Here is a 14,567-nt window from a genome sequence, read left to right as displayed (position 1 = left end):
GTGCCAGTTTCAGGGATGCCGTTCGCCGTCAGGCCGGGCCGATGCATGGACCGTCACCTGCCACTGCCAGCGGCGCCCGAGTGCCGCGCGAGACGGCAGTGCCCAGGAAGTGTCCAGGGTCGCAGCAGGCATGCGCGGAGTCAGCCGTCGGCCTGGAAGGCCGCCAGCGGCGCGGCGATGGCGCAGGTGACGCCGTCGGCAGGAAAATCGAGGGCGATGGTGCCGCCGACCTGGCCGGCGAGCCCGCGCTCGATGAAGCGCGATCCGAACCCCTTGCGTGTCGGCCGCGTCACCGGGGGGCCACCGATCTCGGCCCAGGAGAAGGCCAGCGTCGGCTCGCCGGCCTCGTCACGGACCTCCCAGCGGATCGCCACGTGGCCAACCTCATCCGAGAGCGCCCCGTACTTGGCCGCGTTGGTGGCGAGCTCGTGCAGCATCAGCGCCAGCGACAGGGCCGGCTTGGCACCGATTTCGAGGTCCGGCCCATCGAGGCGGAAACGCCCCTCGCGATCCTCATGCAGCTTCAGGGCCCCCCGCACCACCGGGCCGATCAGGGTGCTGCCGAGGGCGCCGCCCATCAGCAGGTCATGGGCTTGGCCGAGGGCGATGAGGCGGCCGGCGAGCACCTCCTTGGCCGTGTCGACATCGATGGCGCTGCGCATGGTCTGGGTCGCGATCGACTGCACCATCGCCAGCAGGTTCTTCATGCGGTGGCTGAGTTCGCGGTTGACCAGCTCCTGCTGCTCCTCGGCGCGGAGGCGGGCCACGGCGGCGCGGGTGCGGTCGACGACGTTGCGCACGAAATCGAGGATGTCCGGCGTCCAGTCGCGCCGCTTCGAATCGTGCAGGCAGAACACCGCCACGAGCTGCCCGCGCTCCATCAAGGGCAGGTTGATCACGGTGCGCACGTCGAGGGCGCGGAAGGCGCCGGATCGGTCGGCGGTGCGCGGGTCGCTCTCCACGTCCGCGATGACGACGGCGCGCCCCTGGCGCAGCTCCTGCAGGTAGGAGCCGTAATCGGCGTAGCGATGGCGCCCGACGAGGGTACTCGCCCCCGGCACGGTCCAGTCCCGGACGACGTCGAGATAGGCTCCCGAATCGTCCAGGACGCCGTAGGCGGCGCGGGTCAGCCCCAGGGTCCGGCCCGCGATCTCGGCGGCCACGAAGGCGATCTCGCCGGGATCCTGCAATTCTCGCAGGCGCTCGCCGAGCTCGACCAGGGCGGCCTGTCGCTCCTCGGCGCGCTTGCGCTCGGTGATGTCGACCGACGCGCCCGGAAACCGCAGGGGCGTCCCGTCGGCGGCGCGCACCAGGCTCCCGCGGGCGATCACCCAGCGATGGGAGCCGTCCGGCTGGAGGATCCGGTACTCGCAGGCGAATTCCTTGGAACCCGCGAACAGGCGGTCGAGCTCCGCCTGGAAGCGCGGCATGTCGTCGGGGTGGAAGTTGCGGATGTACTCCGCCAGGGGCGCGCCCAGGGCCGCGCGCTCCGGATCGACGGTGTAGATCCGCGCGAAGTTCGGATCGGCATAGATCACGTCCTCGCGCAGGTCCCAGTCCCAGGTGCCGATCATGCCGGACGCATTGAGGGCGAGGCTCAGACGCTCCTCGCTCCGGCGCAGGCGGGCATTGGCCGCCTTCCGTTCGGTGATGTCGGTCAGGGTCAGGACGGCCCCCTGCACCACCCCGTCCTCGATGATGGGGGCGTTGTTGGTGATGACGTCGATGGGCGATCCATCCTGCCGGAAGAACGTCGCCTCGCGGTCGCGCAGGGCGACGCCGCTGCGCAGGGAGCGGACGACCTCGCACTCCTCGCGAGGGAACGGACGCCCGTCGGGATGATGATGATGCGCCGTGTCGTGCAGGTTGCGGCCGATCAGGCTGCCGAGGGGCCAGCCGAGCATCGCCTCGGCGGCGGGGTTGGCGAAGATGACGACGTCGTCCTCGCTGAGGCGGACCACCGCCTCGCTGAGATGGTCGGTCACGGTCTGCAGGAGGGCCGTCTGCCTGCGCAGCGCCTCGTCAGCCTGGCGCTGGGGCGTGCGGTCGCGCAGGATCTTGAGATAGCCGACCTGCCGGTCCGCCTCGTCCTTGAGGGGCATCATCTCGCCCATGCCCCAGAAGCGCGAGCCATCCTTGCGCATGTGCCAGCGCTCGTCGTTGGCCCGTCCGAGATCACGGGCGAGGCGCATCTCGTGATCGGGCATTCCGCGTGCGCGGTCCTCCGGCGTGAAGAAGAGGTCGGCCGGCTGGCCCAGCATCTCGGCCTGGCTCCAGCCGAGGACACATTCGGCGCCCGTATTCCAGCTCGTGACCCGGCCGGCGAGGTCCAGGGTGACGATGCCGTAATCGATGGCGCTCCCGATGATCGCCGCATTGTGCCGGTCGCTCGCGCGACGCTCCTTCAGGGCGCGCCGCAGGTTGAGCTCGGTCATCACCCGGCCCGCGAGGGTGCGCAGGATGAAGCCCTGCGCCTCGGAGAGCTGGCGCGGCTGGGTGTCGAGGACGCAGAGGGTCCCCAGGGCTGTCCCCTCCGGCGTGCGCAGGGGCATCCCGGCGTAGAAGCGGACATGCGGTTCGCCGGTGACGAGGGGATTGTCCGCGGTGCGCGAATCCCGCGTGGTGTCGGGAATGACGAAGAGCCCGTCCTGCCGCACGGCGTGGGCGCAGATCGACTCCGTGAGCGAGGTCTCGGACCGCGCAAAGCCGACGCGGGCCTTGAACCACTGGCGATCGGTATCGACCAGCGAGACCAGGGAGACCGGCATCTCCAGCAGACGGGATGCGAGCGTCACGATATCCTCGAACCCGTCCTCGGGCCCGGTATCCAGGATGTCGTAGCGCGCCAGGGCCTCGGGGCCCGTCTCGGGCGCGTCGCCGGTCCTACTCAATCGTCCCTCCGGCCACGCTCCCCCCGATGCACTGCGCCTCGGACAATCCTGCGCCCTTGATCCTCGCACGCGACCGTGGACGGTCGACCCGACGCGGACCCCGCCAGCTTTAGCGAAGCGCGCGCGATTGTCCTACGTTCAACCGCAGGCAGATCATCAATTTCGCGCAAATCAATTTTGCACGCGTGCGAGCGAGCGGTGCACCCGGAGCTCTACCGGCAGACCGTGATGCTGCGGACCACCCAGCCCTCGCCCGCCTGCCAGAGCTTGCGCCGGGTGCGTTGGCAGGTTGGGTTCTCCGGCTCGCTGGAGGTCCAGCTCGTCACCGGAGCAGCGGGCTCCGCGACGCGCGCGGTTCGGCTGCGGCCCGCCTGCCCTTCCGAGGGCATGAGGCAGACGAGCAGGAGGAACGCGAGCGCCGCAGGGCGCGCGCGGTGACGGGGACGCGGGGGGACCGGCACGGGTCGCGTTCCATGATCTGGGGAGAGGGCTCTGCGGACGACCACCTATGTCGGCACGCCGCTTCGTTTTGCAATCGATCGACCATTCCGGCCGGGGGTCGATCACCGCTTTTTCGCAGACATGGTGAAAGCGCGATGCCGGCGTATTCGCGCGGGTCTTCGAAAGGTTTTCTGGATGGTTTCCAAACCCTATGATTGTGCCCGCACTGCATCGCCCCCGAACTTTGGTGCCCATGCAGGGCTGCCCATCGTTCAGATGACGTGACGTCTCTGCGTCGACTTGCTAGGCCCAGGCTCGAACGACCCTTCTCTGACTATCTTCCGAGCAACGTCCATGTCCCAGACGACCCGCCGCACGCTTCTCACCGGGGCGACGACGAGCCTCGCGCTCCTCACGCCTGTCGGGTCCGCCCTGGCGCAGGGGCGTGGCCTCTTCGGCGGTGCCCTCGCGGGGGATGGCCCCTACGACGACGAGCGCCTGTATCGCGACGAGGAGGGACGGCTCTATCGTCGTCGGGGCGGCCAGTACGTGCCCTATTCCGAGCGCGGCGCGGATCGCGGGCTCGATCCGGTGCGAAGCCAGCGCGGCCGCGCCGTGGCGGATGATCCGGATGCGGATCTCTACGCCCCGCGGCAGGTGCCGCCGGCCTCGGCGCAGCAGGCCGCCCCGGCCAAGCCCATCGACGATGGCCCCATCGACTTCAACCGCGCCTACGCGGCGATCACCGATGAGCCCTTTCCGGTCTATGCCTTCAACTGGCGCAAAGCGAACCCGTCCTTCCTCCGCCAGGAGGTCGCCTATACGGGGTCCGAGACCCCGGGCACGATCGTGGTCGACCCGCGGGCGCATCACCTCTTCCTCGTCCAGCCCAATGGCCGGGCGCGGCGCTACGGCGTGGGCGTGGGCAAGCAGGGCTTCTCGTGGTCCGGCGCCTCGACGGTGAACTCCAAGCAGATGTGGCCGGACTGGTATCCGCCCAAGGAGATGATCGCGCGGACGCCGAAGCTGGCGCGCTCCGTCTCCCAGCTCCAGAGCGGCCTCGGCGTGCCCGGCGGCGCGCACAATCCCCTCGGGGCGCGGGCCCATTACCTCTGGCAGGGCAACAAGGACACGCTCTACCGCATCCACGGGACCCTGGAGCCGGAGTCGATCGGCAAGAGCGTGTCGTCGGGCTGCATCCGGATGATCAACCAGGACGTCATCGATCTCTACGGCCGCGTCGAGATCGGCTCGCGCGTGGTGGTGATGAGCTGACGAAAAACGGCCTCCCCCTCGCATCATGAGGGGGAGGCCGCGGCCTACCTTCGCTCTGCTGGTCCGTGCCTCCGCGCCGGGCGCGAAGGAACGCCGCTCAGGCCTCGGTGATCTCGCCTTCGCGCACCGCGCGCTCGCTGCTCCCGGACTTGATCCGGTAGAACGGCTCGCCGGTCTGATCTTCGGGGACGAGGCGGACAATCTCGAAGACGTCGGAGATATCGCTCTTCGGGGCGGTGTAGCCGATCTGAGCGCGGCGCACGCGCTGGCCGATCTTGAACTTGTGGGACATGGCGCTTGTCTCCTCGCTGGAGGTTGGGCGGACTGACGTCGCGCCCGGGATGGACCCGCTCGCTGCAGCGGTCCCGGTGATGCGGGCCCGTCCCGAGGGACGCACCGTCGGGCGGACCCGCCCCGGATCCGCCGTGTGGTCGCGGGATCGAACGATCCCGGCGACGAAAACCCTCAGCGGCGCGCCTTGGCCTTGCGGGCGGCGTAGCGCGCGTCGCGCTGAGCCTTCTGCTCCAGGCGTGCGGCGGCGGCCTGCACCACCTTCTCCTCGGCGGCGCGAACCTCCTCGGCGGCCTGGCGCTCGCGCTCGGCCTCGGCTTCCGCAGCGCGCTGAGCCTCGGCCTCGAGCCGGGCCTGCTCGCGGGCCGCCACGCGAACCTCGCGCTCCCGGGCGATCTGAGCCCGCTCCGCCTTGCGGGCGAGCACGGCCGGATCATCGGCAGCCGGGCGGTCCCGGAAGCGGGCCAGCGCCGCGGCGCGGGCTTCGGTCGCGGCCTTGAGGCGGTCGGTCATCGAGTTCGGGTTGAATTGGCTCACACAGGATCCTGTCATGCGGGAGGCCGCCTCGGGCGCGCTCCCCTGGAATCGGGTCTCAGAACACAAGCAAGCCGCCTCCCATTCGGGAAGCGGCTCTCGAAACAGGTCGGGCTCCACGAGGGAGCCCGCCGTGATCAGACGGTCTGGAGGCTGCCGGCGGACTGCTTGCCGCTGCGCTTGTCGGTTTCCATCTCGTAGGAGACCTTCTGGCCTTCCGCGAGGCCGCGCATGCCGGCGCGCTCGACGGCCGAGATGTGCACGAACACGTCGCTCCCGCCGTTATCCGGCTGGATGAAACCGAAACCCTTTGTCTCGTTGAACCACTTAACAGTACCGACAGCCATCGTATTCCTTCGCCCTTGCGGGCTTCATCTACCGGAGGTCCACGCGATCATGCGCGGCCGTCTCCGTTACCAACTCAAGACATAGATCTCTGGCACACGATTTCATAACGAAACCGCGCCACCGAGGTTCTGCCGCTGAATTGATATTGAATGTCTACGCGCTTCGCAGCCGATTAGCAAATCGAATTTCAAATCAGCCGACACACGGCGCAAATCCCGCGGCCGAGATATCTGTGCCCGCAGGGTGTATCTCCCGCGTTCTTTGCTGGAATCCGGCTTGAAATTCTGTTCGCAGTCCCGCGGTGGCATCAGGTTCGTGCGGTCTGGATCGTCGGGCGCGGGTCGCGCCGACCGCACCGCGCCCGTCGGCGCCGCAGCCTTTCCAGGCGATACGGTCGACGGAGCGGAACCAGATGACGTCGATCCTCGTAATGACGTCGATCCCGCGCCCAACAGTCGTGACCCGGCCTTGCACGCTTCGCCATCGGACCAACACCCTGCAGACGGGACTTTCCCGCTCCGACGCGTGCAGTTCTCAAGCTGCGATTACCCACAGGACGACGCCGCGCAGGTCTATCAGCTGATGTTCGCCAGCGCGGCGCTGGTGACGCCCCTGGTGACGCCCTTCCACGTGGACATCACCAGCTTCTGGTCGGAACACCTGCGATTTCATTTCATGGACGGCGTCCCGTTCATCTTTCACCGGCCCGCGCAGAAACTCGGCTTCGACGGCCTCGACGCGATCATCCTGCAACATGTCGAGACCGGCAGCATCATCGGCAACTTCGATGGCCGCGACGTGCGGACCGGAGCCGGCTCCGTCTACGCCATCGACTTCTCCCGGCCGGCGATCATCCGCGACGCCCAGGACATCCCGCAGCAGCGACGCAACTTCGTCAGCATGCCGCGCGCCTTCGCCCGCCGCTGGTTCGGCCCCCTGGATGCGCTCCACGGCCTCGTCATTCCGCCGGACATCGCTGCGCCCTACACCACCCACCTCCTGCGCTTGCGCGACCGCCTGCCGCATCTGGCCGCGCTCGATGCCGAGACCCTCGCCCACACCGCAACCCTAATGGCCCAGGCCATCACCGCCGCCCTCGGTCACGGCACCTCCCTCAGCGATCCGGCGCGGCTGCACCAGAAAGCCCGCCTGTATATCGAGGCGAATCTCGGCAATCCCGACTTGAGCGCCGCGGAGGTCGCACGCAGCATCGGCGCCTCGCGCTCCAAGCTCTTCGCGATGTTCCAGCCGGTCGGCGGGGTCGAGTGCTTCATCCGCTCCGCCCGGCTGCAGCGGATCAAGGCGGCACTCAGCGCGCCGGCGCAACCGCACCCCATCGCGGTGCTGGCCGAGGCAGTCGGGTTCCGCAGCCCGGCTCAGCTGAGCCGCCTGTTCCGACAGCATTACGGGATGACGCCGTCGCAATTCAGCGCCAGCGCCGATCCCGGCGGCGTCCGCCGGATCACCGAGCGGGCGTGAAGCGGGTCGGCCGAACCGCTACAGGGCCAGGGAAACCTTGACCACGGCGCCATCCTCCTTGTCCGGGCGGACCGCGAAACCGAGCTGGCGACAAACCGCCAGCATGGCGCGGTTCTCGCGCAGGACCGTCCCCTCGACCCGGGAGAGCCCTTCGACCCGGGCCCAGTCGATCATCAGGCTCATCAGGGCATGGCCGAGGCCTGTCCCCTTCCGGTCGCCGTGGATCAGGATGGCGTATTCGCCGCTCTCATGATTGGCATCAGCGTGCAGACGCACGGCGCCGAGCATCACCCCGGTGGCCGCGTCGATCGCCACGAAGGCGATGGCGCGGGCGTAGTCGAGCTGCGTGAGCTTGGCCAGGAAGGCGTGGTTGAAGTCCCGGACCGGGGCGAAGAAGCGCAAGCGCAGGTCCTCGGCGCTGACCGACTGGAAGAAGGTCAGGAACAGCGCCTCGTCCTCCGGCCGCACCGGCCGTACCGTGATGGTCTCGCCCCGAAGGTGAAGGGTGCGCTCCCATTCCACCGGATAGGGCCGGATCGCGAAGCGCGGATGGTAGGCGCCCCGGGGGCGCCGGCCGGCCGCGGTCTCGGCCCCTACCATCACGCGGGCATCGAGCGCGAGAGCACCGGTCTCGTCGGCGAGGAGCGGATTGATGTCGAGTTCGCGCACCTCGGGGCAGTCGGCCGCCAGTTGCGCCAGCTTCACCAGGACCAGCGCCACCGCGTGGCGGTTCACGGCCGGCACGTCGCGATAGGCCGCGAGACGCCGGGCGACGCGGGTCCGGTCGATCAGCTCCGAGGCGAGGCGCAGGTCGAGGGGCGGCAGGCCGAGGGCCCGGTCGTCGATGACCTCCACCGCCGTGCCGCCGCGCCCGAACACCACCACCGGCCCGAAGGTCGGGTCCTCCGCGAGCCCCGCAATCAACTCGCGCTGCTTGCCGCGCCGGATCATCGGCTGGACCGCAAATCCGGTGATCCGCGCCTCCGGCGCCAGCCGCCGGGCCCGGGAGAGGATGTCGGCGGCGGCCAGCCGTACGTCGGCCTCGCTGGTGAGATCGAGACGCACGCCGCCGATGTCGGACTTGTGCACGATGTCGGGCGAGACGACCTTGAGGGCCACGGCGCCGCCCTGCGCGATGATGGGCCATGCGGCCGTCGCGGCGGCATCGATGTCGGGCGCCAGCGTCAGGGGTACGCTGTCGATGCGGTAGGCGGCGAGAAGGTCGGCCACCGCGACGGGGTCGAGCCAGGTCTGCCCCTGGGCCACGGCGCGCGCGACGACGGCGCGGGCCGCCTCGATGTCCGGGGAGAAGTCGCGCGGCAGCGAATCCGGCGTGCGCATCAGGTCGTCCTGCGCCTCGCGATAGCGCACGAGGTGCAGAAATCCCTCGACGGCCGCGTCCTCGGTGGAGAAGCGCGGAATGCCCGCGGCGGCGAGGCGTCCGACCGCCTCGGCTTCCTCACCGATCGTCACGGCGAAGACCGGCTTCTTGCGGGCGCCGTTTCGACGGATCCGGGTCACGGTGTCGGCGATCGCTCCCGCGACCTCAGTGCCGTCCGAGCGCGCCGTCGGCACATGGACCGCGAGCACCGCGTCGTTGCCCGGATCCGCCAGCAGGGGCGCGAGGGCGGCGGCGTAAGCCTCCGGTCCGGCGGCGACGCCGAGATCGACGGGATTGCCGAGCGTCCCGGCCGCCGCGAGGGTGCCGCCGCGATCGGCGAGGCGGTCGGCCGCCAGGGCGCCGATGCCGCGTCCATTGCCCAGGATCGCGAGACGATGCCCCGGAAAGGGGCGCTGCCGCCCGAGGGTTTCCACCGCGGAGAACATCGCATCCAGGCTCTCGACCGCGAGCAGCCCGGCGCGGCGGAAGGCTGCCTCGTAGACGGTGTCGGGCCGGGCGAGCGCGCCCGTATGGGTCGCGGCGTGCCGGGCCGGGGCCCGGTGGCGCCCCGCCCGCAGCACCACGACCGGCTTGGCGCGCGCGGCCGCCCGCGCGGCCGACATGAATTTGTGCGCATCCACGACCGCATCGAGGGAGAGCAGGATCGCCCGGGTCCGGATGTCGGCGGCGAAGTGGTCGAGGCAGTCCGCAACGTCGATATCGCAGGCGATGCCGAGGGACAGCACGGCCGAGAAGCCCACGTCCCGGCGTGCCGCCCATTCGACGATGCCGGCGGCGACGGTGCCCGACTGCGACACCAGCGCCAGGTCGCCGGCCTTGGGGGCCCGGGCCAGGAGACTGGCATCGAGGTGGGCGCCGGGAACCGAGAGGCCGATGCTGCCGGGCCCGAGGAGGCGCAGGCCGTGGTGGCGAGCCTCCGCCCGCGCCGCCTCGCAGATCGCGTCGCTGACGTCCGGCGTGAGGATGACGGCACTGGCCGCTCCGCGCAGCCCGGCCTCCGCGATCTGACCGGGAATCGCTCCGGCCGGGGTCGCCAGGATGACGAGGTCCGGTGCCTCGGGAAGGTCGGCGAAGCGCGGGATCTGACCGGCGGCCGCATCGGAGCCGAGGCAATGGATCGGCCCCGGAAAGCCGCCGCGCCGCAGATTGGTCAGGGCCGCCTCGGCCAGCCCCTCCGGACCTGCCTCAAGGCCGACCAGGGCGATCGCGCGCGGGGCGACCAGCGCCTCGAAGCGGTACGTACTCATCGGCCGAACTGCCTCTGCTCGGGTGACGGGGCGGCCGCCCCTGAACCGTCACGGCCTCAGGAGCGTCACCGGCTTGGTAACCGGGTCGGACGGCGAGCACGTCCGGCAGGCGGTGTTATAGACCGCCTGCGCCCGACCGGTAGGGCGTTCGCGTCCGGAGACCTGCATGCCGTCCCAGCCCTCCTCGCCCGCCTCTGAAACAGCGGACGGAACGATCCGTACCGACATCGTCGCCGCCATGCGTGATCTTCTCACGCTCGGTCTGAGCCAGGGCACCTCCGGCAACGTATCGGTGCGGGCGGGCGACGGCTTCCTCGTCACGCCTTCCGGGATTCCGGCCGAGACCCTACGGCCGGAAGATATCGTGGCGATGCAGTTCGACGGCGGGTTCACCCACCCGCTCGCCCCCTCCTCCGAGTGGCACTTCCACCGCGACATCCTCGCAGCACGTCCGGACGTGAACGCGGTGGTCCACGCGCACCCGACCCACTGCACCGCCTTCGCGATCTGCGGTCGGGACATTCCGGCCGTGCACTACATGATCGCGGCGGCAGGCGGACCGACCGTGCGCTGTGCCCCCTACGCGCCCTACGGCACCGAAGCCCTGTCGGCGGCGGCCCTGACGGCCCTGGAGGGACGGATGGCCTGCCTCCTCGCCAATCACGGCATGATCGCCATCGGCTCCGATCTCCGGAAGGCCCTCTGGCTCGCGGTCGAAGTGGAAGCGCTCTGCCGCCAATATGCGGTCGCGCTTCAGGTCGGAAACCCCGTCGTGCTGCCAGATGACGAGATCTGGAGAACGGTAGAACGGTTCAAATCCTACGGTCCGCGTAGCCGAACGGAAGGGTGATCAGGTCTCGCATTGCCTGAAGCGGGCGTTGAAAACGTCCGTTCGGGACCTTTTCGGTCCGACCTACGTAAATTTTTACGCAGATCCGCGCGTGGCTGCAGAAAAAAATACGCGCGGTCTCCACAGCCTGCACGGCCATGCGTGCGTATAGATTTTGTATTCAAGAACCAAATTAGTCCTTGGGCCTGTTTTGCCCGCAATAGGGCCTTGAGGTCCGCTTCGGCTCAAATCTCTCCCCAGACTTGGTCTGTATGAGATCATATTCCCTCCCATAGAAAATTATTTTTTCGGTTCGTCGATACGAACCTTGAGGCTTTAGAGCCGTCGATCCCCCAGTTCGTGCAGGATCAGAGAAAATCGCGCAAATTTAGTCCGGTTTCTCGGAATGGCACTGGTTGCTGGTCTATTCGAGTTCACCAGAAATCGGCCCAATGCAACCTATACGAGACCTGCTGAGCCTCTTGCCTTTTGCTTTGCTGCATCATAGCAACCAGCAAGTCACAACCAGACCGCGGCATCCAAACCTCCCAAACGGCAGGACGCCGTCGGGCTGGGCGGTCTTCAAAACGCAACGAGAGATTCAGAATGAGCGCCGAGAACGGAATCCTGCCGGACTACATCGAACTCGCGGCCGACATCGTATCGGCATTCGTGAGCAACAACTCGGTTCCGATCGCGGACCTGCCGGCCCTGATCGGCTCGGTGCACGCCACCCTGGGCAAGCTCAACCAGGTCGGGACCGAAGAGAAGGCGGAGCCTCTGACCCCGGCGGTTTCCATCAAGCGCTCGATCACGCCCGACTACGTCGTCTGCCTGGAAGATGGAAAGAAGTTCAAGTCGCTCAAGCGTCACCTGCGGACGCGCTACGAGATGACGCCCGAGCAGTATCGCACCAAGTGGAACCTCCCGAGCGATTATCCCATGGTCGCCCCGAACTACGCGGCCGCCCGTTCGGAACTGGCCAAGAACATGGGTCTCGGTCAGCAGCGTCGGAAGCAGGAGAGCCTGCCGGCCGAGATCGAGGCCAAGGCAGGGTCGACGCCGCGCGGACGTCGTCCCAAGGTGGCGGCGCAGGCCTGACGTCCGGAAGCAACGGATGCCGGACCGGCGACGAACAAGGCCGGGGCGCTCTGCCTCGGCCTTGTTCGTCTTGTCCACAGCTTGTCGACCGCGTCTGCCCTGACCTTGGCAGATACGGTGGAAGCGTACCTTTCATAGATCAGATTGGTATTCGAATCGGCTTGCCGCGGCGTGATCGCAGAACCGATGCGCCGGTCCGCAAGATCTTCGGGCATCCGGATTCGTCCCTGCCCTCCCCAGCCCGGGCGGCGTTAGAGAACGCGCAACCCTCCGCTGCCACGGTCGGGTCCGACGCGGCCGAGCGTCGAACGATCTCGGCCCACCTCCGGTTGGGACCACCACATGTCGGGTCGATCGCGCCTCGTGGCGCGCCTGTTCTGGACGTCCGTACTGGGAGGGGGCTGCGCCCTGTGGTTCGGGCAGCCCGGCGCCATCGGGGCCGGACTGGCGTTCGCCGGTGTCGTCCTCCACCATCTCGACCGGCCGCGGCGCCTGCGCCGGCTGATCCGGAGGATCGCACGCCCGCATGCGCCGACCCTGGCCCTGCGGCGGCGGCAGGAATGCTTCATCGATGCCTACGGCAACCTGATCAGCGACGGCTGGGAGCGCGAGCGAACCTACTTCGCCGAGCGCACGGTGGTGCCGCAGTTGGAGGCCCGGGGCCGTGGCGGCGAGATCGATGGAGCCTGGGACGACATTCTCGCCATCATCGATCGGGTGGCGGATGCGGTGCAATTGCCGGACGAGAGCGAAGCCCCCGAGGAGGGCATCGCCTACGAGCGTTACTGTGCGGGACGCCTGCGCGAGGCCGGCTGGAACGCGCGCGCCACCCAGGCCAGCGGCGACCAGGGCGCCGACATCGTCGCGGAGCAGGCCGGAATCCGTCTCGTGGTCCAGTGCAAGCGCTACGGGCGGCCGGTGGGCAACGGCGCCGTGCAGGAGATCGCGGCGGCGATGCGGTACTGGTCCGCCGACAGGGCGGCGGTCGTCTCGAATGCCGGGTTCACCCCGGCGGCGCGCAAGCTCGCCGCCGCCACCGGTGTCCTGCTGCTGCACCACGACGCCCTTGCCGAGATGCAGCCGGCGCCGCTTGCCTCGCCGGCCGGCGCCAAGCGGCGCGGCGTTCGGCCTTCGCCCTCAGCCCTTGCCGAGCGGTAGCCAGCGATGGCCCTGCGCGGCCAGGAGCAAAGTCGCTCTCTCCGGGCCGTCGCTCCCGGCGGCGTAGGGTTCCACCGGTGCATCGGCCAAGGCCTTCAGCAGGGGATCGACCACCGCCCAGGCGGCCTCGATACTGTCCGCACGCTGGAACAGGGTCGCGTCGCCGATCAGGCAATCGTAGAGCAGCGTCTCGTATCCGACGCTCGGCGTCTCCTGGAAGAAATCCCCGTAATCGAACGCCGCGGTGACACGGCCGAGCTCCAGGCGCGGTCCGGGGCGCTTGGCGTTCATCACGATGTCCATCCCCTGCTCGGGGTCGATGCGAAAGCGCAGGACGTCGGGGGTGACGGGCGCGCCCGGAGCGGCGAAGGGCGAGTGCGCCGGGGGCCGAAAATGAAGGGCGATCTCGGTGACGCGGTCGGTCATTCGCTTCCCCGTGCGCAGGTAGAACGGAACGTCCTTCCAGCGCGGGTTGTCGATGGCGAGCTTCAGGGCGACGTAGGTCTCGGTGCGGGAATCCCGCGCGACGTTGGGCTCGTCGCGATAGGCCGGCACCGCGTGCCCGTGCTCCTGGCCCGCCCCGTACTGGCCGCGAACCGCCTGCTCAGGCTGAACCGGCTGCACCGCCTGAATCAGCCGGGCCTTCTCGTCCCGGACGTCCTCGGCATCGAGCGTCTTGGGCGGCTCCATCGCCACCATGCAGAGCAGCTGGAACAGGTGGTTCGGTACCATGTCGCGCAGCGCGCCGGTGGGTTCGTAGAAGGCGCCGCGCGCCTCGACGCCGATCGTCTCCGCCGCGGTGATCTCCACGTGGTCGACGTGGTCGCGATGCCAGACCGGCCCGAGCAGTCCATTACCGAACCGGATTGCCAGGATGCTCTGAACCGTCTCCTTTCCGAGGAAGTGATCGATCCGGAAGAACTGGCTCTCGGCCCCCTGCTTGAGGATTCGCGCATTCAGGGCTCGGGCGGAATCAAGGTCGCTCCCGAACGGCTTCTCGATGACGACCCGGCGGAACGCGCCCTTGTCCTCCTTCAGGAGCCCCGCCTGACCCAGAGCGTCGACGATCGGCCCGAAGAAGCGGGCCGAGACCGCGAGGTAGAAGATGACGTTGCCGGACAGCGCCTGAGCGAGGCTTGTGAAGGTGTCGGCGGCGGTGAAGTCGCCTTGGCGGAAGCTGAGGCGCTCGCCGACGAAGCCCCAGGCCTTGGGGTCGATGTGGTCGGGGTGGAATTCCGAGGTGCGGTCCGTGGTGAAGGACTGCATCGTCTCCGTCAGGTCCTGGCGCCAGCCCGCATCGGTGTTGGCGTTGTGATCGACGCCGATGATGCGGAACTGCGGGTCGAGCAGGCCACCGGCCGCGAGGTTGTAGAGCGCCGGCATCAGCAGCCGCTTCGTCAGGTCGCCGGAGGCCCCGAAGATCACCAGCGTGCAGGGGGGTGCCGCCGGGACGGGCTGATGCTCGGGTGTCCCGGCGGGTGCCTTGGCGGGGGGTGTCTGGTCCATGGCCCACGGCCTCCACTCGCGATTGCCGCGCGACGCGCCGGCCAAATCCGCTCGTCAACCTGCCG

At 68.9% G+C, this 14,567-nt stretch carries 12 protein-coding genes; 5 read left to right on the top strand and 7 right to left on the bottom strand.

The window, feature by feature from the left end; all coding sequences use genetic code 11:
* Nucleotides 1–140 precede the first annotated feature (140 nt).
* Together CRT23_RS02365 and CRT23_RS02360 are read right to left on the bottom strand one after the other, a co-directional pair.
* Nucleotides 141–2,891, bottom strand: a complete 2,751-nt coding sequence (locus tag CRT23_RS02365) for a PAS domain S-box protein (RefSeq protein ID WP_103708399.1) — start codon at nucleotides 2,889–2,891, stop codon at nucleotides 141–143.
* Nucleotides 2,892–3,103: 212 nt separating this feature from the next.
* Nucleotides 3,104–3,352 carry a hypothetical protein gene (locus tag CRT23_RS02360; RefSeq protein WP_103708398.1) on the bottom strand — a complete coding sequence of 83 codons (249 nt, stop codon included), beginning with the start codon at nucleotides 3,350–3,352 and terminating at the stop codon, nucleotides 3,104–3,106.
* 334 nt (nucleotides 3,353–3,686) lie between these two features.
* Between CRT23_RS02360 and CRT23_RS02355 the strand changes: the two genes are divergently transcribed.
* Complete coding sequence (locus tag CRT23_RS02355) at nucleotides 3,687–4,607, top strand: L,D-transpeptidase (RefSeq protein WP_055947629.1); 921 nt, start codon at nucleotides 3,687–3,689, stop codon at nucleotides 4,605–4,607.
* Between the two features lie 97 nt (nucleotides 4,608–4,704).
* Here the strand turns inward: CRT23_RS02355 and CRT23_RS02350 are convergent, their stop codons facing one another.
* The 3 genes from CRT23_RS02350 to CRT23_RS02340 form a co-directional block, all read right to left on the bottom strand.
* Entirely contained in the window at nucleotides 4,705–4,899 is a 195-nt protein-coding gene (locus CRT23_RS02350; RefSeq protein ID WP_055947626.1) for a hypothetical protein, read from the bottom strand.
* 173 nt (nucleotides 4,900–5,072) lie between these two features.
* Nucleotides 5,073–5,435, bottom strand: coding sequence for a DUF6481 family protein (locus CRT23_RS02345; protein WP_280951942.1), 363 nt, complete (start codon nucleotides 5,433–5,435; stop codon nucleotides 5,073–5,075).
* A 134-nt stretch (nucleotides 5,436–5,569) separates the two neighbouring features.
* Entirely contained in the window at nucleotides 5,570–5,779 is a 210-nt protein-coding gene (locus CRT23_RS02340) for a cold-shock protein (RefSeq protein WP_055947623.1), read from the bottom strand.
* Between the two features lie 526 nt (nucleotides 5,780–6,305).
* On the opposite strand from CRT23_RS02340, the gene CRT23_RS02335 reads away from it, so the two are divergent.
* Nucleotides 6,306–7,259, top strand: a complete 954-nt coding sequence (locus CRT23_RS02335) for an AraC family transcriptional regulator (protein ID WP_103708397.1) — start codon at nucleotides 6,306–6,308, stop codon at nucleotides 7,257–7,259.
* 18 nt (nucleotides 7,260–7,277) lie between these two features.
* Here the strand turns inward: CRT23_RS02335 and CRT23_RS02330 are convergent, their stop codons facing one another.
* Nucleotides 7,278–9,908: a bifunctional acetate--CoA ligase family protein/GNAT family N-acetyltransferase gene (locus CRT23_RS02330; protein WP_103708396.1), complete on the bottom strand. Its 2,631-nt coding sequence runs from the start codon at nucleotides 9,906–9,908 to the stop codon at nucleotides 7,278–7,280.
* A gap of 166 nt (nucleotides 9,909–10,074) precedes the next feature.
* Between CRT23_RS02330 and CRT23_RS02325 the strand changes: the two genes are divergently transcribed.
* The 3 genes from CRT23_RS02325 to CRT23_RS02315 all read left to right on the top strand — a co-directional run bounded on the left by CRT23_RS02325 (nucleotide 10,075) and on the right by CRT23_RS02315 (nucleotide 12,996).
* Nucleotides 10,075–10,758, top strand: a complete 684-nt coding sequence (locus CRT23_RS02325) for a class II aldolase/adducin family protein (protein ID WP_103708395.1) — start codon at nucleotides 10,075–10,077, stop codon at nucleotides 10,756–10,758.
* 585 nt (nucleotides 10,759–11,343) lie between these two features.
* Nucleotides 11,344–11,838 (top strand): MucR family transcriptional regulator, encoded by a 495-nt coding sequence (locus CRT23_RS02320; protein ID WP_055947609.1) that lies wholly within the window; start codon nucleotides 11,344–11,346, stop codon nucleotides 11,836–11,838.
* Nucleotides 11,839–12,180: 342 nt separating this feature from the next.
* A complete protein-coding gene (locus CRT23_RS02315) occupies nucleotides 12,181–12,996 on the top strand; it encodes a restriction endonuclease (RefSeq protein ID WP_103708394.1) in 816 nt (271 codons plus the stop codon).
* On the opposite strand, the gene zwf is transcribed toward CRT23_RS02315, so the two are convergent.
* Nucleotides 12,976–14,502, bottom strand: a complete 1,527-nt coding sequence (gene zwf, locus CRT23_RS02310; protein WP_103708393.1) for a glucose-6-phosphate dehydrogenase — start codon at nucleotides 14,500–14,502, stop codon at nucleotides 12,976–12,978. The two genes, CRT23_RS02315 and zwf, sit on opposite strands and share 21 nt — an antisense overlap.
* Between the last annotated feature and the right edge of the window lie 65 nt (nucleotides 14,503–14,567).

It is taken from the genome of Methylobacterium sp. V23 (assembly GCF_002917135.1).
GTDB lineage: Bacteria > Pseudomonadota > Alphaproteobacteria > Rhizobiales > Beijerinckiaceae > Methylobacterium.
This window is presented reverse-complemented; position numbering and strand designations above follow the sequence as displayed.